Consider the following 20,366-nt stretch of genomic DNA (forward strand, 5'->3'; position numbering starts at 1 on the left):
CATTATGCCCTCTGATTTTTTATCTCTTCTATTCTACAAAAATCGAGTCATGCTGCTTATAAATCAATCTTGAATATGTGCAGTCAGCATTTAATGCCGAGCACGATAATCCTTGATCATTTGTGCTGTCACATCTTCGCTATAGCATATCGGTGCATAGCCACCTGCACGGTTATAGGCACTGCGTTTGCCACAACGACTGCCATTGCGAGCTGTATTGTATGGACAGGGACAATTGCCCGGATACGACTCAATCGACTCTTGAATAATACGCTGTTTAATCGTTTCAGTATTGCTTGAGGTATTTTTAGCTTCAACTTGAACAGTCAAAGCTAAACCTAAAATAAACAATAATTTTTTCATAAAAACCCTCTCATCACTTTATTGTAACGAGAAAGTTTTTATGTGAAATATCATCTGTAATTCAGTCGATCAAGGCGTAACCAAGTTCGACTTTTATTGCTCTACATCCCCATTATTTTTTAAGGTTTTGAATCACATTCGGTAAAAATGAACGATGAAATCCATCATATGCATCATTATTTTTTGCCGTTGAAAGTGGGAAGATCCGTGTCCCCAATGATGCCCCACCATCAATTCGAATAGTCATGCCTGAGATAAATTTAGAGGCTTCTGAAAGCAAGTAAACTATCGCCGATGACACTTCCGATTCTGTGCCCATACGTTGTAATGGCACATGTTGAGCCATACTCGGAATCACTTTTTCTGCCATATCACCGGTATAGGTATCCATACCTGAGGAGAGAATCCAACCCGGAGCCACAGCATTCACCCTTACCCCTGATTTGCCCCATTCGACGGCAGCGGTTTTGGTCAGATTGTCCACCCCTGCCCGTGCTGCGCCTGAATGCCCCATATTGGGCATACCGCCCCACATGTCGGCGGTCATATTGACAATACTACCGCCATGATCTGCCATCCATTGGTTATAGGCTTCACGCATGAGGTAAAAGGTGGCATGCAAGTTGTTTTTGATCACCGCATCAAAGCCATTGGCCGAAATTTTTTCTAGGTGCGCAGGAAATTGTCCACCTGCATTATTCACCAAGCCATCAAGTCGTCCAAATTTTTCAATGACTGCTGCAATCATGGCTTTGACTTGGCTTTCATCGCGGTTATCGCAGGCAATGCCGTAGGCTTTGCCACCATCTTGGGTAATTTCAGCCACGACTTTATCGAGTTTTTCTTGGGTACGTCCTGTAATAATCACTTGCGCACCTAAGTGTGCCAATTCATGGGCGGTACAGCGTCCGATGCCGGAACCCCCACCTGTAATGATAATGACTTGGTTTTCAAATGCTGTAGCGTTAAATATCGACTGATAACTCATAAATTTCTTCTTGTGTTTTCATCCTTGTTTGTCATCGATCATATAAAATGCTGAAGCTTTATACGAGTCTATGGCGTCAAATTTATTCTATTTCTTCTATCTGAAGCATGGACTAAAGACAACGCAATAAAAAAGCCCACCCCAAGGTGAGCTTTATATCGTGGTTTTATCCTGACAGCATTTTTGCGATCAACCGATTTAAGCCACGGCTTTCGGTGCATAGTAAGGGACTGAACCATTCACTGTTGCGCGGTGCATAATTCGATGGGCATCGCCATAGTCAAATAAGGCTTTATGTTGAGTACAACGGTTGTCCCAAATCGCCACATCGCCTTCTTGCCATTTCCAACGTAAATGGAATTCAGGTTTCACCGCATGTTCAAACAAGAAGGCTAAAAGTTCATCACTTTCTACTTCAGACAGCTCATTGATTCGTGTGGTAAAGCCTTCATTGACAAACAATACATCTGCACCTGTTTCTGGGTGAGTACGTACCACAGGATGACTCAAGGGTGGATTTTTACGAAAAGATGCTTCTAAACGTTCACGATCTTCGGGTGTCTGACCAAAACGCTCTAAAGGGAACGATTTACGAATGTCATGTGTCGCAGTCAGACCGCGCAATTTGTCCTGTAGATCTATAGGTAACGCATTGAATGCTGCTGTACCACTTGCCCAAAGGGTATCGCCCCCAAATTCAGGGATCTTAATAGCTTGCAACACACAGCCCAAAGGTGGTGTGGTACTAAAGGTCACATCGGTATGCCAAAGATCGTTATCACGCAAATCCAAGCGATGACTATCAAGCACGATCACCTCAGGTGCATCTTCCATCGCAGGATAAATCGGATGAATATGCAGCGCACCAAAGCTTTTTGCGAGTTTAACTTGTGAAGGTGCGGTCAATTGTTGCTGTCTAAAGAAAATCACTTGATGCTTCAGCAATGCAGCATGAATCGCTTGGATTGCTTGCTCATCGAGTTGGTTTAAATCAACACCATCTAATACAGCGCCAATATTTGGATTAATCGGTTGAATTTGCAATGACATGATTCATCTTCTTTATACAATTTGAAATAAGCACAAGGGTCATACACAGCTTAAAGCTGTTGACCATACCAAGGTGCAAGTTGCTTCTGCAACCAACGTAAATACAGTTCAAAACTGACCGCTACCACAGCAATCACAATGATGCCAAGAATCACGGTGTCCGTCACCATAAACTGAGCAGCAGATTGCACCATAAAGCCAATGCCTCGGTCTGCTGCCACTAGTTCTGAAGCCACCAAGGTTGACCAGCCCACGCCTAAACCAATACGAATACCGGTTAAAATATGCGGTAGTGCCGCAGGTAAAATCACATATTTAAGAACTTGACTACGTGTAGCGCCCAAAGACAAGGCTGCTCGTTCACGATTCAGCTGATGACTCAATACGCCATAGGTGGTGCTAATGACGATAGGTGCCAAAATCGATAAGAAAATCAGTAAAACCTTGGTGGTTTCACCAATACCAAACCAAATCACCAACAAGGGCAAATAGGCAAGTGGCGGAATAGGACGAAGCAGTTCTATCAGTGGATCGAATACCGCACGCGCCCATTGATTCAGTCCCATCCATAGACCGAGGGGTACACCAATCACAATTGCAGCAAAAAGTGCCATTAAGACACGTCCCATACTTTTTGCCAAATGCTCCCACAGTGTGGCTTTCATAAAGCCCTCTTGGCTTACGGCAATGAATTTATGCCAAACCGCACTTGGACTCGGTAAAAACAACTCAGGTAATATCTGCAAAGCCGTGACTACAAACCAAAGCCCGAGAATCGTCACGACACTACCAACACTGACCAACAGCGTTAAATGCTCTTTTAACAAACGTTTTAAGGCAGGTACCTGTACTTGTGGTGCTTGAGCAGTCGTAGTCATTTCACTGTTGACCGTTAATTTTTCGGTTGTGTGAGTCATCTATTAACTCCCCACTGCTTGGTGTTTTTGGTCTTTAAGACGCTCAAATAACTGTTCACGTAATTCAATAAAAGTACGATTAGATTTTATCGATCGAATGGATTCACCCTGTTGATATCGATTGGCAAAATCCAAATGTAAGGTGTCTACGATCCGACCTGGACGTGCCGACATAATCACCAACTGGTGACTAAGCAGCAAGGCTTCTTCGATATCATGCGTGATCAAGAAAAAGCCTTTTTTTGCCTTAATCCATAAATCAAGCACAAATTCCTGCATACTTTCACGGTTAAATGCATCCAAAGCAGCAAAAGGTTCATCCAATAAAATAAATGGGGCATGACTAATGAGCGCGCGTGCGATACCGACGCGTTGCTTCATTCCGCCTGACAATTCCCAAATATTGGCCTGTGCTACATGAGACAACCCCACTGTCGCTAAAATTTGGTCGACTTCAGCTTTAATTTGCGTTGCTTTTAAGCCTTTCAATTTAAGCGAGAACCCTACATTTTCAGCCACATTCAACCACGGCAACAAAGCATGTTCCTGAAATACAACGGCACGGCGAGCATCAGGCCCATGAAGGACTTCATCATCGATCTTGACCGCACCCGAACTCACCGACTGGAAGCCTGCCAAAATATTCAGCAAAGTGGTTTTACCACAGCCTGATTCTCCTAAAATAACCGTGAGTGAGTTTTCTTTCACTTCTAAATTAATCTCTTTGAGCACAGGTACAGTTTGATTAGGATAGGTCAGACTGATCTGATCTGCATGTAGAATCGACATCACTATTCCTTAAGGCTGTAAATATTCAGAAGTGACATGTTCGTTGTAGTTTGGCTTCACCACATCGACCTTGCCTTGTGATTTTAAGAATCGAGCGGTATCTGCAATGCTTACAGCAAATGCCTGTTTAAACGTATCAATATGTTGTACTCGGCTCAGGTAATGATTCCCTGCAAGCAATACAGGAATATCTTTTGCGTTTGACCCTGTTAATGCCGCAATTTTTTGAATATGTTCTGTATTACTCACATAAGCCTTAGGATCACGGTTGTATTCATCAATTTGCTTGAATGAAGTAGTGACGAAAGATTTTAAAAATTCAGGATGTTTCTCAGCAAATTGTTGACGTACCACCCATACATCATAGGTCGGTGCGCCCCACTCTCCCACTTGGCTTGAGTCAGTCAAAACTTGACCCGTTTCGGCAGCTTTACTCAGTGCAGGTTCCCAGACATAGGTCGCATCAATATCACCACGTTCCCATGCTGCTGAAATTTCAGAGGGGCGTAAATTCACAATCTTGACTTGGTGATCTGAAAGCCCCCAATGTTTTAATGCAGAGAGCAAACTGTAATGCGCTGTTGAAACAAAAGGAACCGCAATGGTTTTACCGACAAAATCTTGTGGTGTTTTAATGCCCGAACCCTGACGAACGACTAAAGCTTCGGAAGTACCGAGTTTCGACACGGCCAAAAAAACTTGAATCGGGACATTTCGGCTTGCTGCCGCTGCAAGAGGACTGGTACCGATATTGCCAATATCGACATCACCTGAAGCCAATGCATTGACAATGTCTGCACCAGTATCAAATTTTTTCCACTCAATATTGTTTTGACTATCTCGCTCGTAATCCCCATTGGCTTGTGCCACTTTGGTAGGATCAACACCGGTTTGATAGGCAATCACAACATTGTCTTTATTTTTAGCATTTTCAATCAGTTGAGTCTTTGAGCCAGTATTGTTTACATAGACAAAGGTGACAAGTGCAATCACCACAAACAATGTTGTGATCAATGCTCTGCTCTGCTGGCTCATATTTTTTAACTCAAAAACGACGCTTGATAGTTTACTAAATCTACTTATTCATGATAAATCACATATTTTTGATTGCTTATGAAGATAAGAGATAATGAAACAAATCCTATAGCCAGCAATCATTGCATCATTAAAATTTACCCTTTAATCCTTGAGTGTTTAGCCTCTTTATAAAGTATCGCTTCACGATGCTTGGCCTCGTTCATACTCTAATTTTTAAGATAAGTTCACTTAAAGAGTCTAATTTAAGATGTTTGATTGTTATTTTGCATTTGTGATCGCTAAATGCCTAAATCGATACACATAAACTGAATATAAAAATCTTTCATCCACTTTGAGAATTTTAAGTGTGATATTTACCCATAAAAAAACCCGCCTTTCGGCAGGTTTCTTTTAATTCAATTCAGTCTTAGAGACGAACCAATTCTACAATTTTTTCAGCCAATACTTCAGCAGATTCATCTGCATAGCTGACATCAGTGCCTTCAGTCACAGTCGTGATCACCACCACACCTGTTTCACGAAGCAATGCCACTTGAGCTGCATCCAAACCTGCTTTCGCAATCGCCACGATCCCTTGTTGAAGCAACAAGTTTTCAATGGCTTGTGCATACACAAGCGCCGCTTCAGATACAGCCACTGCAGCTGGTTTTTGACCTAAACGCGCAGCACGATCTTCCGCAGTTACAGGTGTTGTGTGCGCAGACCATTCAACAGACGCTTCCACCATACCTGCACCAATCGTGACGTTATTTAAACGATCAATGAAGATAAATGAACCGGTGTAACGACTGTCTTGATAACGATCAAAGACCACTGGCGCATCAAATTCAACCGTCACATTGGCAATGGCATTGAGTTCAAGGTGATCCACTTGCATTTGCTCAAGTGTATTCACATTGGTACGGAAGTTAATATTCGTCACTTTCGCTGGAACAGTTTGCGTACCAATCTTGATGTTATAGAGCTTACCCAACACAAGCGGTTGATCTGCCATCCACACCACAGTCGCTTGAACTGAACGAGAAATTGCAGGAAGACCTTGATCTGCACGAATCAACACGTTACCGCGTGATACATCAATCTCGTCATTCAAGGTTAATGTCACTGCTTGACCTGCAAAGGCACGATCAAGGTTGCCATCAAAGGTCACGATTTCTTTAACGGTTGATTTTTTACCCGATGGCAATGCAACAATTTCATCGCCCACTTTTACTTCACCAAGTGCAACAGTACCTGCAAAGCCACGGAAGTCGAGGTTTGGACGGTTCACGTATTGAACTGGGAAACGGAAATCAGCTTTTGCTGTAGTACGGTTAATTTCAACAGATTCCAAAGAACCCATTAAAGTTTCGCCGGTGTACCAAGGTGTATTTGGTGATTTGTTCACCACGTTATCACCATTTAACGCCGAAATTGGCGTAAAGATGATGTTCGATGGTTTACGGTCGCCCAACTGTGCAACGAAGTTTGCATAGTCTGCTTGGATTTCATTGAAACGCATTTCAGAGAATTCCACCAAGTCCATTTTGTTGATTGCAACAATAATGTTCTTAATACCCAAAAGACTCGCAATATAGGTATGACGACGGGTTTGCGTTTGTACGCCATAACGCGCATCAATCAAGATGATTGCTAGGTCACAGGTCGAAGCACCTGTTGCCATGTTACGCGTGTATTGCTCATGTCCCGGTGTATCGGCAATGATGAACTTACGTTTCTCCGTTGAGAAATAACGATACGCTACATCAATGGTAATGCCTTGCTCACGCTCTGCTTGTAGACCATCGACAAGAAGCGCTAAGTCAGGTGCATCACCTGTGGTACCGACTTTTTTCGAGTCACGTGTCACAGCTTGCAATTGATCTTCATAAATCAATTTTGAATCGTAGAGCAAACGACCAATTAAAGTCGATTTACCGTCATCTACGTTACCGCAAGTCAAGAAACGCAATAAGTCTTTATTTTCGTGCTGTTTTAAATACGCCAAGATATCTTGGCTAATTAAATCTGATTGATGAGACATTGCTCAAAACTCCACATTCTTTAGAAATCGGTTGTTTTAATCTTTAATCCCTCTAAATCTCCCTTTAATAAAGGGAGACTTGGCTCCGCTTTTTAAGCCCCTCTTTTCTAAAGAGGGTGAGCAGCACTGCTGCGCAAGGAGATTCATAGGGGGAGATTAAATTAGAAGTAGCCTTCTTGCTTCTTCTTCTCCATTGAGCCTGCTTCATCATGGTCAATCATACGACCTTGACGTTCAGAGCTGGTCGCCAAGAGCATTTCTTGGATAATTTCCGGTAAGGTGTTAGCAGTCGATTCAACTGCACCCGTCAATGGGTAACAACCTAAAGTACGGAAACGAACCGATTTCATTTGTGGAACTTCACCCTCTTTCAAAGGCATACGCTCATCATCCACCATAATCAAGGTACCGCTACGCTCAACCACAGGACGTTCTGCAGCCAAGTATAAAGGCACCAATGGAATGCTTTCCAAGTAGATATATTGCCAGATATCAAGCTCAGTCCAGTTTGAAAGTGGGAACACACGAATACTTTCGCCTTTGTTCACTTTACCATTGTAAAGATTCCAAAGTTCAGGACGTTGGTTTTTAGGATCCCAACGGTGCTTCGTATCACGGAATGAATAGACACGTTCTTTGGCACGCGATTTTTCTTCATCACGACGTGCACCACCGAATGCAGCATCAAACTTATATTTATCCAAAGCTTGTTTTAAGCCTTGAGTTTTCATGATGTCAGTATATTTAGAACTGCCGTGGTCAAATGGGTTAATACCCGCATCTTTCCCTTCTTTGTTTTGATGCACGATCAAATCGAAACCATGGGTCTTGGCCATGTTGTCTCGGAATGTAATCATGTCTTTGAACTTCCAACCTGTATCGACATGTAACAGTGGGAAAGGAAGTTTCGCAGGGTAAAACGCTTTAAGCGCCAGATGCAGCATCACCGCAGAATCTTTACCAATTGAATACAGCATGACCGGATTTTCAAACTCGGCAGCAACTTCGCGGATGATATGAATACTCTCAGCTTCGAGCTGTTTGAGATGAGTAAGTCTTTCCTCATTTAACGACATGGACAACACCAGCTTAGAAAAACGTGTACTTATGACACTTTTGAAAATTTATATTCATTATAGTGATTTAGTTTCATAAGCCATTGCTTGTTTTATTATATTTATATGCAAAAAGATCATATAAAACATTCCTGATATTCAGTATTAGTTTTATTCATGATCAATTTAGAAGAAATTGAAAGGAGATTTAAACAATTTTAACTGATTTAACTGTTTGAATTGAATGTAAAATGATTCTAACAGTTATAAGTGAAATACGATATTCAATTAAATCATAAGTATATTCCAAAATCACCTAATGAAATAATCGATTAAATACATGAATTTAAGGTATTAAATTCTTTAGACTTATTTCAACACCGTCTTAAAACCATCTCATATTGATCGCTGAAAATGATTACACCATCGTTGATCCGTATTTTTAGAAATCTAAGATTAACAGTACATTAAAACTAATCCTACATTTCAAGCTTTTCATTTTATCTATGTTTACTTTATCTCAGATTAAATACCAATTAGAACAACATACAGTTGCTGGTCATATCTATGAGCATCAACAGATTCTAGTCTTACAAGAACCGTTAAACCCAGATGGTTCAACCTTTAATATGTTTATCCAACACAATCAAACCGCAGATCAACTGGGTTTACAATTTGCGATTGAACTCCAAGATCAACAATTGAATTTTTTAATGGGTGTGACGCATAGCAATCAAGATCGTAGCTATGAAATCAGTCCTGGCAATTTAAAAGGCGATCAAAAAGCCTTTAACCTCTGCTATGCCTTTTACAATTACCCCAAAGCATTCTATTTATTTCGTTGCACCTTAGAGGCATCCGATGTCGAATTTGAGCAGGCATTAAAGGCTCAATTATTTGATCGACCGGCTTTGGCATTTTTAAATACTGCGCTAAAAATGGATCAGCAAGGTCATCCACAATATTGGATGAAGCGTCAAATCAATGATCTTGCACAACACATGAAACAACGATTACAAACCACCCTTTTACCTGCTTGATAAGTCTTCGCCATAAAAAAAGCCCAATGTTCTCTATGAGACATTGGGCTTTTTTCGCTTTGTATTAATTCTATTATCGACCAAACAAAGCCTGTTCAAGTGGAATTTCCACTCCAATCGACGCACCTGCATCATTCCCATGACGATCAGAATCCGATACCCAACCATTAATTTTTAACGGTAAGGTAGGCTTTATATAATGAGTCCAAGTCAGATCTAAAGCTTGAATATCATCTTGTTCAGGGAAAGCATAATTGTTAATACGGGGTAAAATTTGATCTGCCGATTGGTTCAGCTTAGCAAACAGTGCACGTCCTGACAGTCGGTTCATGGCATCAAAACGAATATCACCTCCCACTGAGACCATTTCACTGTCTCCACCTATAGCATGACCTAAAGGAAAGCCGTGTTGGTAGTAGCCATCAGTATAGATATAGTGATTATAGGATATGCCTTTCGATTCACCATTCGTTTTAGTGTTTACCCATTCCGCATATAATTGGTAAGGCATAGATTTATATGCAGATGAAAAATCAATACCAGCTAAATACATATTTTTCGCTGGCCAAAATCCTGCTTCATCCTCCCCGACAAATTGTCCATAAACACTCAGTGGTATATTCAACCATTGATTTAAATTTAAACGAGCATCTAAGCCTGCAATTTGATTGGATTTATCTAAATCTCCATTATCAAAATTATCATTACCCTTAATGGCATTCCATAAAGAATCCCAATTTTCAGACCGACCTTCACCGCCCCATTGTAATATGCGTGACCCACCAATCTCCAAATAAGGTAAAGGTTGTGCTGTAATACGTAAGCCCAATAAACGTGCGTTAGGCACAGCACTGTAATCATCAAGCTGCCCTGCAAAAGCCTGATACTGCCAAGGACCAATCCATGACAGCCATTTGGTCTCAAAAGCTTTTTGCTCTGCCCGTTGTACAGTAAAGCCATATACTGGGCGACTTGCATCACCACGGATCAAGCTGCCATCATGTCCTGGCCCCCAATAGGTGGGGATCTGACCACCAACCAACCACTGATTCCACAATTTACCCGCTAGATAAGACCCTTCTACGTTAACATCATGACCCGAATCAATCTGTACTTCACCTTCAGCATTGACACGTAATTTGGCGTCCCAATTGTCAGCACCTGCATTAAATTCAAGTGAACCGACATACTGAGATTTCTGATTGTCTCCAAAAGCTTGTGGCAAATCTTTTCGATCGGTTTCAGCGAACAGACCTAATTTAATGGTTTTATTATCCGCTTCAATCGCATGTTGAATCGATTGAATCACTTTTTGTTGAGTCGTGTTTTCAACTTTTGCTTGAGATAAGGCGCGTAAAATTTCATCCCCACTGAGTGGCCAAGTCGAGGTACTGATTTGAATCACACCTTGTTGATTTAACCAATTTAAATCGGTTCTTAAATCTTCATTATTGAGGACTAAACCTTGTGCAAATAAAGTCGATGAAAATCCTGCCAAAAGCATCGCAGTCAACGTTGTTTTTAATATCATCTGATTTGTTATCTCAAGCTTATTTTATAACCGTCACCTTAGTTATTTTCGGTTTTTTTTTCAACACCTAATCTGTTTTATCCCATAAAAAAACATTCATTTTCCACTAATTTTGAATTTTCATTGGATCTCATTTAACTTTAAATGTAGCCCATTCATCGTTGTGATGAGTGATTTTTAAATATTTTTTTTTAAATTCAAGATATAAAAAAAGCCACTCTACTAGAGTGGCTTTTTCAGGCGTTTTTTACAAAAAATTAAACATCTTTACGGCGCATATGTGGGAACAAAATCACATCACGGATACTTGGGGCATTAGCAAATAACATCACCAAACGGTCAATACCGATCCCTTGACCCGCAGTCGGTGGTAAACCATATTCTAGAGCCTCCACGAAGTCTGCATCGTAATGCATTGCTTCATCATCACCCGCATCTTTTTCAGCTACTTGAGCTTGGAAGCGTTCTGCTTGATCAATCGGGTCATTTAACTCTGAGAAACCATTTGCTAACTCACGACCACCAATAAAGAACTCAAAACGGTCGGTAATGTGTGGATTATCATCATTACGACGTGCCAATGGAGAAGTTTCCGCTGGATATTCTGTAATAAAGGTTGGTTGACGTAGCTTGGTTTCCACTGTTTCTTCAAACACGATGGTTTGCAGTTTACCCAAACCAAAACCAGGCTTCACTTGCTCTTTCAAGGTTTCTTTGACAAATTTAGCCAAGAACTCACGGTCAGCGACATTTTCAGGGGTGAATTCTGGGTTATGTTCAAGAATCGCATCAAACATTGAGATTTTCTTGAATGGACCTTTGAAGCTATACACTTCTTCGCCATAGGGTACATCAGTAGAACCCAAGATATCGATGGCTAATTTTTCAAGCATCTTCTCAGTCAATTCCATCAAGTCTTTATAGTCGGCATAGGCTTGATAGAATTCGATCATGGTGAATTCTGGATTATGACGTGTAGATACACCTTCGTTACGGAAGTTACGGTTAATTTCGAATACACGTTCAAAACCACCGACAACCAAACGTTTTAAGTAAAGCTCAGGCGCAATACGTAAGAACAATGGCATGTCCAAAGCGTTATGATGCGTTTCAAATGGACGCGCAGAAGCACCACCCGGAATGATATGCATCATTGGGGTTTCCACTTCCATAAAGCGTTCATTGGTTAAGTATGCACGAATCCCTGAAACCACTTTGGCACGGATTTCGAAGGTTTTACGTGTTTCTTCATTCACGATCAAATCAAGATAACGTTTACGGTATTTCGCTTCAGTATCGGTTAAACCGTGGAATTTGTCTGGTAAAGGACGCAGTGACTTGGTCAACAATTCATAATGTTCAATATGAACATATAAATCACCTTTACCTGAACGACCGATATAGCCTTTAACAGCAATAATATCGCCCAAGTCTAAACTCTTAATTGAAGCCAACACTTCAGGTGCCAATTCTTTACGCGCAACATAAAGTTGGATACGACCGGTCATGTCTTGGATCACGATGAATGAACCACGGTTCAACATCACACGACCCGCAACCGCCACATAGACTTTCTCGCCCGCTTCAATTTCTTCTTTTGATTTATCTGCAAACTGGTCTTGAAGATCTTGTGCATAATCTTCACGCTTAAAGGTGTTCGGCCACGGGCTTACACCGGTTTCTTGCGCATGTTCTTGAATCTGCTTTAACTTGGCATGACGCTGTGCAATTAAATCGTTTTCGGAAATGTGGTGTTCTGAAGTCGATTGATCGTTATGTTGCGTCATCGCTGCCTCGTATCTCTAATAAAAACGGAAGTTGCATAGCATAGCAGATTTACAGCACGTTGCGAATGAACCTAAGGGTTGTATTGGATAATTATTTCAAGGCAAAGCAGTCGCAATCTGATTCGATTTCAAGATTAATTCACCCCCCCTTTTTAATACGCTTTTCTAAACATACTAAAATAAGACCTAAGTCTGCTATGTCTCTGAATCAAGACTATTATTTTTAGACTTTGGTCAATCTTAGACCAAATGCTAAGAGCTTAATTTCAAATAAGACCCTAGAATCATTTTAAACAAAGGCTTGAAGATTCTATAAAGCAATTTTTTGATAACCCTTATTTTTCTTCATTTAAGACAGTGTGATTAAACAACAATGAAAAGCTGCGCGCATAAAGTTCTTTTTTTACATGGTTTAGATTCTTCTCGTGAATCCACCAAATTTGAAGCGATTGATGCTGTCGACAAACTTTGCATTAATGTGGACTATCGCAACCTCAATTTTAGTACTGTCGAAAGCTTCTATTGTGAAATGATTGAAAAAATCAAACCGAAAATCTTAGTCGGACATAGCTTGGGCGGTTATTGGGCCCTAAAAATGTCGAAATACTTTGAGTTACCGGCGGTGATTGCCAATCCGAGTTTAAGTCCCAATTTTCGTGAAGATTATCCACAAATTTCGGAACAAGATTTAGATCATGATATCCCGCAATTTGCCTATATCGAATTGGGAGATGAGCTTTTAGATATGTATGCCACGGCAGATTGTTTAGAGTCTTATATGCATGTGGAGAAAGTGGAAGGTGGCCATCATCGTTTAGATGAGCCTGAAAAAATCAATCAATTCATCTATCAAATTGAACAGCTCTATTTGTGCCCTAAAGCTTAAAGTTTGGATGCACAAAATTGACAGAGACAATCACCAGCATTGAAATAGATACATTATCAGTAAAATAAAACCTTTAAAATCCAAGTAGTAAGATGAAAAATATTATGACCCAATACAAAAAAGCCCTGTCATCAATACAGGGCTTTTGCAATTTAAACCTGATTCAAATCATTCTAAGCTTAAGCCACGGCAGCTTCAGGCATGGTTTTGTCGTCTAAAACCGTCCAAACATTGAAACCTAAATCACCATGTAAATCTGGCAAATCAAGGAAAATACTCGCACCCAATACAGTGTGATTACATTTTTCCATCAATTGATTAACCGCTTTTAATGTGCCGCCTGTTGCCAAGACATCATCCACAATAATCACTTTTTGTGGTTCAACTTCAGCAGACATTTCTAAACGATCCATGCCGTATTCTAAGCTGTAACCTACACCCACCACTGGCGGTGGTAACTTACCTGCTTTACGCACCAACAATAAGCCTTTACCTGTACGTTGCGCCAATAATGTTGCCAACACAAAACCGCGCGCTTCAACTGCCACAAAGCTTTCCACTTCAGCCAATTGCTCAGCAGGAATACTGTCGATTAAGGCATCTGTCAACGGACCGATATTTTGCATAAACAATGGCGTTAAATCGAAGAAACAAATCCCTGGTTTTGGAAAATCTTGGACCGTACGAATGTGAGACCACAAAGCTGTAGATGACTTGATCATAGGAGAACTGGATAAAGACAAAGAATGTGTCAATTTTAACGAATCTAAATCTAAATGAACAGTAAAATGATGCTTTTTAAACCAACCCAAAATTTTAAACCACTGATTTATTTATGATCATGATTTAAATAAATATTAAAGATTTAAACTGAGTAATCAATATTGAAGTCGAACCATGAAAGAGAGGATCACAAGTGCTGATCACTGATCTTTGTTTGTTCTCATGCTGATACATTTTAAATATCAAAACTAAAACCTCATCGATACTATTCGCTTGTGATCTGGGTGTTTTTTCTCAGACCATTCATATACAACATCAGATGCAATTCGCCCAAACAGCACGTGTTTTGTCCTCCTCAGCCATTCAGCTTCAAATTTAGTCAGTTAAAATCCGTTATTTACTTTACTTTAGTCCTCGAACTGCGTAAGAATTTGACAGACTATGTGCATTATTAAAATCAGATCATGAGTCAATGCACGCTTGAACATTTTTACTGACAACTTGACGGATCTGTCAGTCTTTGGAGAATCGAATGAAAAAATATCAATGCATCGTTTGTGGATGGATTTATGACGAAGCAGAAGGTTGGCCACAAGATGGCATTACCGCAGGCACCAAATGGGAAGATATTCCAGATGATTGGACTTGCCCGGATTGCGGCGTATCCAAAGCCGATTTTGAGATGGTAGAAATCTAATCCCTCAGAAAAGACCATATTATATGGTCTTTTTTATTGAAGCTTAGATCAATTTGATCTCCCCTTTTTAGCTCCCAACTTATAAACATTGGAGAACAATATGCACCCGATGATCATCATTGGTTCTGGTATGGCAGGTTATACCCTTGCTCGAGAATTCCGTAAATTAAATGCTGAGCAAGAACTCGTTATGATTTGCGCAGATGATGCGGTCAATTATGCTAAACCGACCCTGTCCAATGCTTTAGTGGGCAATAAAGCACCTGAACAAATTGGTCTGGGCGATGCTGCCAAAATGTCGGCGCAGCTGAATATGCGTATTGAAACCCATACTTGGGTGAAAAGCATTGATGCTGAAAAGCATGAATTAATCTTGGAACGTGATGGTCAAGAAAGCACTCAACAGTATTCAAAATTAATTTTAGCCGTGGGTGCTAATCCAATTCGTTTGGCCATTGCAGGCGATGCAAGTGATGCTATTCATGTGGTGAATTCATTGATTGACTACCGTGCGTTCCGTGAATCTTTGGCACAAAAAGCCAATAAACGCGTGGTGATCTTAGGTGCGGGTCTCATCGGCTGTGAATTTGCCAATGACTTACAAAATACCGGACATGATGTCACCGTAATTGATCTTGCTCCTCAGCCTTTGGGTCGTTTATTACCGAATCATGTGGCAGAAGCCTTCAAACAAAATCTAGAGGAAACAGGCATTCAGTTTGTGTTGGGCACGACCGTTGAAAAGGTATCTAAGCATTCAGATGCAAGTTACGAAGTCACTTTAGCCAATGGTCAACACTTATTTGCAGATGTGGTGCTGTCTGCAATTGGCTTACAACCGAATATTGCCGTGGCAAAAGAAGCAGGCATTCAAACCAGTCGTGGTGTCATGACCAATACCCTGCTTGAAACCAATTTGGCAGACGTGTATGCACTTGGTGATTGTGCTGAAGTGAATGGCACTTTATTGCCGTATGTAATGCCACTGATGCAACAAGCCCGTGCTTTGGCCAAGACATTGGCGGGTCAAACGACAACGGTACATTACCCAGCGATGCCGGTCGCGGTCAAAACCCCTGCTGCGCCATTAACTGTTTTACCAGCACCGATCGATGTTGAAGTGAATTGGGAAACTGAAGAGTTGGATGATGGCATGATTGCCAAAGCGCTCGATGCAGAGAATACCTTACGTGGTTTTGTGCTCTTAGGGCCAACGGCCGGCAAACAACGTTTAACTTTAACAAAGTTAGTTCCTGACTTGATTCCTGCACAAGTTTAAGGTTTAAATAGAGAGGATGTTTTTTAGACAAGAACATCCTCTTGGGAAAATAAAAAATGAATAGCGCACTCCAATACAATACGTCGCCTTATGCACATTTTATGCAAGAAACCAAAGTCGATTTAGGCAATGGCATTCAACTTCATGTCGAAATTGGCGGAGAAGCCTCTGACCCTACCATTATTCTGATTATGGGCTTAGGTGCACAAATGCTGTTTTGGCCGGATTTTTTTTGTAAATCTTTAATTGATCAAGGCTTTCGCGTTATTCGTTTCGACAACCGTGATATTGGTTTGTCTTCCAAAGTGCGTCATCAAGGTCCACGAGTCAACACCTTTAAACTGATGGGACGTTTTGCTTTTGGGTTGAGCAATCAAGGCTCAGCCTATGACCTTTATGACATGGCGGACGATGTGGCTTTATTGATCGATCGATTGGGCATAGACAAAGCCCATATCATTGGTGCTTCGATGGGTGGCATGATTGCGCAGATTGTCGCAGCCAAATATCCAGAGAAAATTGATAAAGTCGGATTACTGTTCACCAGTAACAATCAACCCTTTTTACCCCCGCCATTTCCGAAACAATTGTTCAGTTTGATCGGGAAACCTGCATCTAATGATGAAGAAGGTATTGTTAAACACAGTTTAAAGGTATTTAATACTATCGGCTCTCCAGGTTACCTCAACCAAGTTGAAGTGATGTCAACTGCGCGTAAGTTGTATCAGCGTAGTTACCACCCAGCGGGTGTACTTCAACAGTTTTTAGCAATACTATGTACAGGCTCCTTACTTCAAATCGATAAACAAATTCAAAAATCTACGCTTGTGGTTCACGGCTCGAAAGATCGTTTACTACCGTCTAGTCATGGCAAAGCGGTGTCAAAAGCCATCGCCGGGGCGAAATTTGAATTAATTGAAGGAATGGGGCATGATATGCCTGCGCACTTTATTCCACAGCTAAGTGGATTATTTGCAAAACATTTTAAATGATAAAACTAGGACACTATGGCTGCATTACCATCACTAAGACAGCTGTCATATTTAGTGACACTGTCTGAGACGTTGCATTTTACTGAAGCAGCACGTCGCTCATTCGTGACCCAATCTACCCTATCTGGGGGGATTATGGAACTTGAGCGTTTACTGGGTGGCGTTCTTGTTGAACGTGATCGTCAAAATGTACGTTTAACCCCATTAGGCGAGCAAGTGGTTGCACGAGCACGTGTCCTCCTTGCAGATGCTCAAGATCTAATGCGACTCAGTCGTGAAATGAGCGAACCTTTAACAGGTGATCTGCATCTCGGTATCATTCCAACAATTGCACCTTTTATCCTGTCACAACTTTTAGAAGAAGTGCATAAAGAATTGCCTAAGATTCAATTGCATCTTCATGAAGCACAAAGTGAACAACTGGTTGAAAAGTTAGAACATGGCAACTTAGACATGATCTTCTTGGCATTACCTTTTGACACACGTGGTCTAAAAGTGGCTGAAGTGGCGAAAGAAAGCTTGTACTTGGTCTGCAATAAAGCCGACCACAAATCTGTACATGCCAACAGCTTAGATGATCTGGATTTATCCCAACTCATGCTGCTTGAAGAAGGTCATTGCTTACGTGATCATACCTTAAGTGTTTGCCCGATTGGCGAGCGTAAAAATGATCATCGCTTAAAAGCAAGTTCATTGCCGACTCTAGTTGAAATGGTGAGCTCGAATCTGGGCTTTACCTTGTTGCCTCAAATTGCGGTGAACACCAGCATGCTGAAAAACAATGAGCAACTGGTCGTAAAACCGATTGAAAATGCACCTTCACGTATATTGTCATTAGTGACACGTAAAAGCACACCATTACATAGCGAATTTGATGTGTTATTACAAATCATGCAAAAAATTACTTCACAGCTTTGCTAAGTTTAAATTAGCAAACCTGTGAACGATAAAAAAGGAGCCTTAAGGCTCCTTTTTTAATGTCAGATTGGCTGTACTGCGTGATCCATTCACAGCGATTTCCGCTTAGGTGTCAGCTAAATCCCTCACACCTCGCTCAATGACCTATTTAAAGCTTAGTTATTTAAAAGAATCGATTAAGATTTGTTGTGCGTTATGCGGCTCTTCACCCTCTTTGAGTTTAACGCGATCCCACGTACCATCACCGTTCAACGTCCATGCACGCTGATTGTCTTTTAAGTAATTGATCAGGCCTTGTTGATAGATGTGTTTTTTCAAAGTTGCATCGCCCACAGGGAAGCAAACTTCAACACGATTAAATAAATTACGATCCATCCAATCGGCACTTGAACAATACAGTCTTGAATCCCCAGCATTACTGAAGTAATAGACACGGGTATGCTCCAAGAAACGTCCCACAATCGAACGCACCCGAATATTTTCAGATAAATTTGGCAAACCCGGACGCAAGCAACAAATCGAACGAATGATCAAATCAATTTGCACACCTGCTTGTGAGGCTTCATACAACTTATTGATCAATTGCACTTCGGTCAGTGCATTGACTTTAACAATGATTTGCGCCGGTTTTCCGGCTTTGGCATGCTCAATTTCATCATCAATAAAACTGATCAGTTGATTGTGCAAGGTAAATGGCGCATGCAATAATTTTTTTAGCTTCGCCATCTTGCCCATACCGGTCAACTCTTGGAAGATCCGATGTACATCTTCACAGAGTTCTTTGTCAGTGGTCATCAAGCCATAGTCGGTATAAATCCGCGCATTGGTCGCATGGTAGTTACCTGTACCCAAATGTACATAGCGCACCAACTTATTGTTTTCACGGCGTACCACCAAGATCATTTTGGCATGGGTTTTATAGCCCACAATGCCATACACCACCACAGCACCCGCTTCTTGTAACACATTGGCCACTGCAATATTCGATTCTTCATCGAAACGGGCACGCAGTTCAATCACTGCGGTGACTTCTTTACCATTGCGTGCCGCTTCAGCAAGCACCTGTACAATTTCAGAATCCGGTCCACTCCGATATAGCGTTTGTTTGATTGCCAATACTTGTGGGTCACGTGCAGCTTCACGCAATAAATTAATGACCGGTGCAAACGATTCAAAGGGATGATGCAGCAAAATGTCTTGCTTTTTCATGGCTGAAAAAATGTTTTCCGACTTTTTCAAGACTTTTGGAATCACTGGCGTATGTGAGTCATAACGCAAATGTGGACGTTTAAAGTTCGACAATAAACGCGCCAAATTGACCGGACCATTGACGCGATACAATTGATCGACATCCAAATCAAATTCATTCAGCAAATAGGTATAAATAGGTTTCGGACAATTTTCAGTGACTTCCAAACGTACTGCTCGACCAAAACGACGTGAATTCAATTCGCCTTTTAAAGCCTTGGCCAAATCTTCAACGTCTTCATTTAAAGCTAGATCGGCATTTCGGGTCACGCGGAATTGATAACAACCGGTTGCGGTCATGCCCGGGAATAAATCAGAAACGTGCTCATGAATGATGGCAGACAGCATCACATGGTGTTCTTTACCATCCGTCAATTCATCTGGCAAACGCACCACGCGAGGCAATGAACGGGGCGCAGGCACAACCGCTAAATCAATTTGACGACCAAAAGCATCTTTACCTTCTAGTGTAATAATAAAGTTCAGGCTCTTATTGACCAAGCGTGGGAATGGATGTGCTGGGTCTAGGCTGATTGGGGTCAATACGGGTGCGACTTGTTCTTGGAAATATTTTTTCACCCACTGCGACTGTGCAGGCGTCAATTCACCACGACGTAAGAAGCAAATGTCTTCTTCACGCAGTTTAGGGAAAATTTCATCATTTAAAATACGATATTGACGCTCAATCGCCGCGTGTGCGGTTTGGGAAATCGTTTCTAAGACTTGTTTTGGCGTTAAACCATCAGGACTTCGGCTTTCATTGCCGAGTTCCAACTGCTCCATCACCCCTGCAACTCGAATTTCAAAGAACTCGTCCATATTACGTGAGAAGATCAGGAGGAAATTTAAGCGCTCTAACAAGGGATGCAGTGGATCAACCGCTTGTTCTAAGACACGCAAGTGAAAATCAAGAATCGAAAGTTCACGATTAATATAGCGTTCGTTATACGAATATTCTGTCGGGAGAGTAGAAACTGCGGTATTCATAACCAACCTGCATACAAATGATCTAGGCTTAGTATGCTTCAAAATGATGACAATT

General features: G+C 41.2%; 18 protein-coding genes. 6 read left to right on the forward strand and 12 right to left on the reverse strand.

Annotated elements, in window-relative coordinates:
• Positions 1-90: 90 nt before the first annotated feature.
• The 8 genes from G8D99_RS11440 to cysD all read right to left on the reverse strand — a co-directional run bounded on the left by G8D99_RS11440 (position 91) and on the right by cysD (position 8,244).
• The gene (locus tag G8D99_RS11440; RefSeq protein WP_166325983.1) at positions 91-363 is read right to left on the reverse strand and encodes a hypothetical protein; all 273 of its coding nucleotides are present in this window, start codon (positions 361-363) and stop codon (positions 91-93) included.
• 112 nt (positions 364-475) lie between these two features.
• Positions 476-1,351 carry an SDR family oxidoreductase gene (locus tag G8D99_RS11445; protein ID WP_166325986.1) on the reverse strand — a complete coding sequence of 292 codons (876 nt, stop codon included), beginning with the start codon at positions 1,349-1,351 and terminating at the stop codon, positions 476-478.
• A gap of 198 nt (positions 1,352-1,549) precedes the next feature.
• Positions 1,550-2,401 (reverse strand): taurine dioxygenase, encoded by an 852-nt coding sequence (gene tauD / locus G8D99_RS11450; protein WP_166325989.1) that lies wholly within the window; start codon positions 2,399-2,401, stop codon positions 1,550-1,552.
• Between the two features lie 50 nt (positions 2,402-2,451).
• Complete coding sequence (gene tauC, locus G8D99_RS11455) at positions 2,452-3,279, reverse strand: taurine ABC transporter permease TauC (protein WP_227554407.1); 828 nt, start codon at positions 3,277-3,279, stop codon at positions 2,452-2,454.
• A 42-nt stretch (positions 3,280-3,321) separates the two neighbouring features.
• On the reverse strand, positions 3,322-4,107 hold the full coding sequence (locus G8D99_RS11460; protein ID WP_166325995.1) for a taurine ABC transporter ATP-binding protein: 786 nt from the start codon (positions 4,105-4,107) through the stop codon (positions 3,322-3,324).
• A 9-nt stretch (positions 4,108-4,116) separates the two neighbouring features.
• Entirely contained in the window at positions 4,117-5,142 is a 1,026-nt protein-coding gene (tauA, locus tag G8D99_RS11465; protein ID WP_166325998.1) for a taurine ABC transporter substrate-binding protein, read from the reverse strand.
• 409 nt (positions 5,143-5,551) lie between these two features.
• The gene (cysN, locus tag G8D99_RS11470; RefSeq protein WP_166326001.1) at positions 5,552-7,168 is read right to left on the reverse strand and encodes a sulfate adenylyltransferase subunit CysN; all 1,617 of its coding nucleotides are present in this window, start codon (positions 7,166-7,168) and stop codon (positions 5,552-5,554) included.
• 161 nt (positions 7,169-7,329) lie between these two features.
• Positions 7,330-8,244 carry a sulfate adenylyltransferase subunit CysD gene (gene cysD, locus G8D99_RS11475; RefSeq protein WP_166326004.1) on the reverse strand — a complete coding sequence of 305 codons (915 nt, stop codon included), beginning with the start codon at positions 8,242-8,244 and terminating at the stop codon, positions 7,330-7,332.
• Positions 8,245-8,729: 485 nt separating this feature from the next.
• Here cysD and G8D99_RS11480 point away from each other — a divergent pair, with 485 nt between their 5' ends.
• Positions 8,730-9,263, forward strand: coding sequence for a hypothetical protein (locus G8D99_RS11480; RefSeq protein ID WP_166326007.1), 534 nt, complete (start codon positions 8,730-8,732; stop codon positions 9,261-9,263).
• 73 nt (positions 9,264-9,336) lie between these two features.
• On the opposite strand, the gene G8D99_RS11485 is transcribed toward G8D99_RS11480, so the two are convergent.
• Together G8D99_RS11485 and lysS are read right to left on the reverse strand one after the other, a co-directional pair.
• Complete coding sequence (locus tag G8D99_RS11485; RefSeq protein WP_166326010.1) at positions 9,337-10,794, reverse strand: capsule assembly Wzi family protein; 1,458 nt, start codon at positions 10,792-10,794, stop codon at positions 9,337-9,339.
• Positions 10,795-11,051: 257 nt separating this feature from the next.
• The gene (lysS, locus tag G8D99_RS11490) at positions 11,052-12,581 is read right to left on the reverse strand and encodes a lysine--tRNA ligase (protein WP_166326013.1); all 1,530 of its coding nucleotides are present in this window, start codon (positions 12,579-12,581) and stop codon (positions 11,052-11,054) included.
• A 373-nt stretch (positions 12,582-12,954) separates the two neighbouring features.
• On the opposite strand from lysS, the gene G8D99_RS11495 reads away from it, so the two are divergent.
• Positions 12,955-13,467: a YqiA/YcfP family alpha/beta fold hydrolase gene (locus tag G8D99_RS11495; protein ID WP_166326016.1), complete on the forward strand. Its 513-nt coding sequence runs from the start codon at positions 12,955-12,957 to the stop codon at positions 13,465-13,467.
• A gap of 179 nt (positions 13,468-13,646) precedes the next feature.
• On the opposite strand, the gene G8D99_RS11500 is transcribed toward G8D99_RS11495, so the two are convergent.
• Positions 13,647-14,189 (reverse strand): adenine phosphoribosyltransferase, encoded by a 543-nt coding sequence (locus tag G8D99_RS11500; RefSeq protein ID WP_166326019.1) that lies wholly within the window; start codon positions 14,187-14,189, stop codon positions 13,647-13,649.
• Positions 14,190-14,722: 533 nt separating this feature from the next.
• Between G8D99_RS11500 and rubA the strand changes: the two genes are divergently transcribed.
• The 4 genes from rubA (at position 14,723) to oxyR (ending at position 18,079) form a co-directional block, all read left to right on the forward strand.
• Complete coding sequence (rubA, locus tag G8D99_RS11505) at positions 14,723-14,887, forward strand: rubredoxin RubA (protein WP_087511919.1); 165 nt, start codon at positions 14,723-14,725, stop codon at positions 14,885-14,887.
• Positions 14,888-14,987: 100 nt separating this feature from the next.
• A complete protein-coding gene (locus G8D99_RS11510) occupies positions 14,988-16,166 on the forward strand; it encodes an NAD(P)/FAD-dependent oxidoreductase (protein WP_166326022.1) in 1,179 nt (392 codons plus the stop codon).
• A gap of 56 nt (positions 16,167-16,222) precedes the next feature.
• Positions 16,223-17,158, forward strand: a complete 936-nt coding sequence (locus G8D99_RS11515) for an alpha/beta fold hydrolase (RefSeq protein WP_196782888.1) — start codon at positions 16,223-16,225, stop codon at positions 17,156-17,158.
• 15 nt (positions 17,159-17,173) lie between these two features.
• The gene (oxyR, locus tag G8D99_RS11520) at positions 17,174-18,079 is read left to right on the forward strand and encodes a LysR family transcriptional regulator OxyR (RefSeq protein WP_166326025.1); all 906 of its coding nucleotides are present in this window, start codon (positions 17,174-17,176) and stop codon (positions 18,077-18,079) included.
• A gap of 156 nt (positions 18,080-18,235) precedes the next feature.
• Here oxyR and ppk1 read toward each other — a convergent pair whose 3' ends face one another.
• Positions 18,236-20,311 carry a polyphosphate kinase 1 gene (gene ppk1, locus G8D99_RS11525; protein ID WP_166326028.1) on the reverse strand — a complete coding sequence of 692 codons (2,076 nt, stop codon included), beginning with the start codon at positions 20,309-20,311 and terminating at the stop codon, positions 18,236-18,238.
• Between the last annotated feature and the right edge of the window lie 55 nt (positions 20,312-20,366).

It is taken from the genome of Acinetobacter lanii (assembly GCF_011578285.1).
In the GTDB taxonomy this organism is placed as follows: domain Bacteria; phylum Pseudomonadota; class Gammaproteobacteria; order Pseudomonadales; family Moraxellaceae; genus Acinetobacter; species Acinetobacter lanii.

Excerpts from the sequence above, each read along its gene's own strand:
- rubA (WP_087511919.1), top strand. The coding sequence starts at position 14,723 with ATGAAAAAATATCAATGCATCGTTTGTGGATGGATTTATGACGAAGCA.
- tauD (WP_166325989.1), bottom strand. The coding sequence starts at position 2,401 with ATGTCATTGCAAATTCAACCGATTAATCCAAATATTGGCGCTGTATTA.
- G8D99_RS11440 (WP_166325983.1), bottom strand. The coding sequence starts at position 363 with ATGAAAAAATTATTGTTTATTTTAGGTTTAGCTTTGACTGTTCAAGTT.
- cysD (WP_166326004.1), bottom strand. The coding sequence starts at position 8,244 with ATGTCGTTAAATGAGGAAAGACTTACTCATCTCAAACAGCTCGAAGCT.
- oxyR (WP_166326025.1), top strand. The coding sequence starts at position 17,174 with ATGGCTGCATTACCATCACTAAGACAGCTGTCATATTTAGTGACACTG.
- tauC (WP_227554407.1), bottom strand. The coding sequence starts at position 3,279 with ATGACTACGACTGCTCAAGCACCACAAGTACAGGTACCTGCCTTAAAA.
- G8D99_RS11445 (WP_166325986.1), bottom strand. The coding sequence starts at position 1,351 with ATGAGTTATCAGTCGATATTTAACGCTACAGCATTTGAAAACCAAGTC.
- G8D99_RS11500 (WP_166326019.1), bottom strand. The coding sequence starts at position 14,189 with ATGATCAAGTCATCTACAGCTTTGTGGTCTCACATTCGTACGGTCCAA.
- G8D99_RS11480 (WP_166326007.1), top strand. The coding sequence starts at position 8,730 with ATGTTTACTTTATCTCAGATTAAATACCAATTAGAACAACATACAGTT.
- cysN (WP_166326001.1), bottom strand. The coding sequence starts at position 7,168 with ATGTCTCATCAATCAGATTTAATTAGCCAAGATATCTTGGCGTATTTA.
- lysS (WP_166326013.1), bottom strand. The coding sequence starts at position 12,581 with ATGACGCAACATAACGATCAATCGACTTCAGAACACCACATTTCCGAA.
- ppk1 (WP_166326028.1), bottom strand. The coding sequence starts at position 20,311 with ATGAATACCGCAGTTTCTACTCTCCCGACAGAATATTCGTATAACGAA.
- tauA (WP_166325998.1), bottom strand. The coding sequence starts at position 5,142 with ATGAGCCAGCAGAGCAGAGCATTGATCACAACATTGTTTGTGGTGATT.
- G8D99_RS11485 (WP_166326010.1), bottom strand. The coding sequence starts at position 10,794 with ATGATATTAAAAACAACGTTGACTGCGATGCTTTTGGCAGGATTTTCA.
- G8D99_RS11515 (WP_196782888.1), top strand. The coding sequence starts at position 16,223 with ATGAATAGCGCACTCCAATACAATACGTCGCCTTATGCACATTTTATG.
- G8D99_RS11510 (WP_166326022.1), top strand. The coding sequence starts at position 14,988 with ATGCACCCGATGATCATCATTGGTTCTGGTATGGCAGGTTATACCCTT.
- G8D99_RS11495 (WP_166326016.1), top strand. The coding sequence starts at position 12,955 with ATGAAAAGCTGCGCGCATAAAGTTCTTTTTTTACATGGTTTAGATTCT.
- G8D99_RS11460 (WP_166325995.1), bottom strand. The coding sequence starts at position 4,107 with ATGTCGATTCTACATGCAGATCAGATCAGTCTGACCTATCCTAATCAA.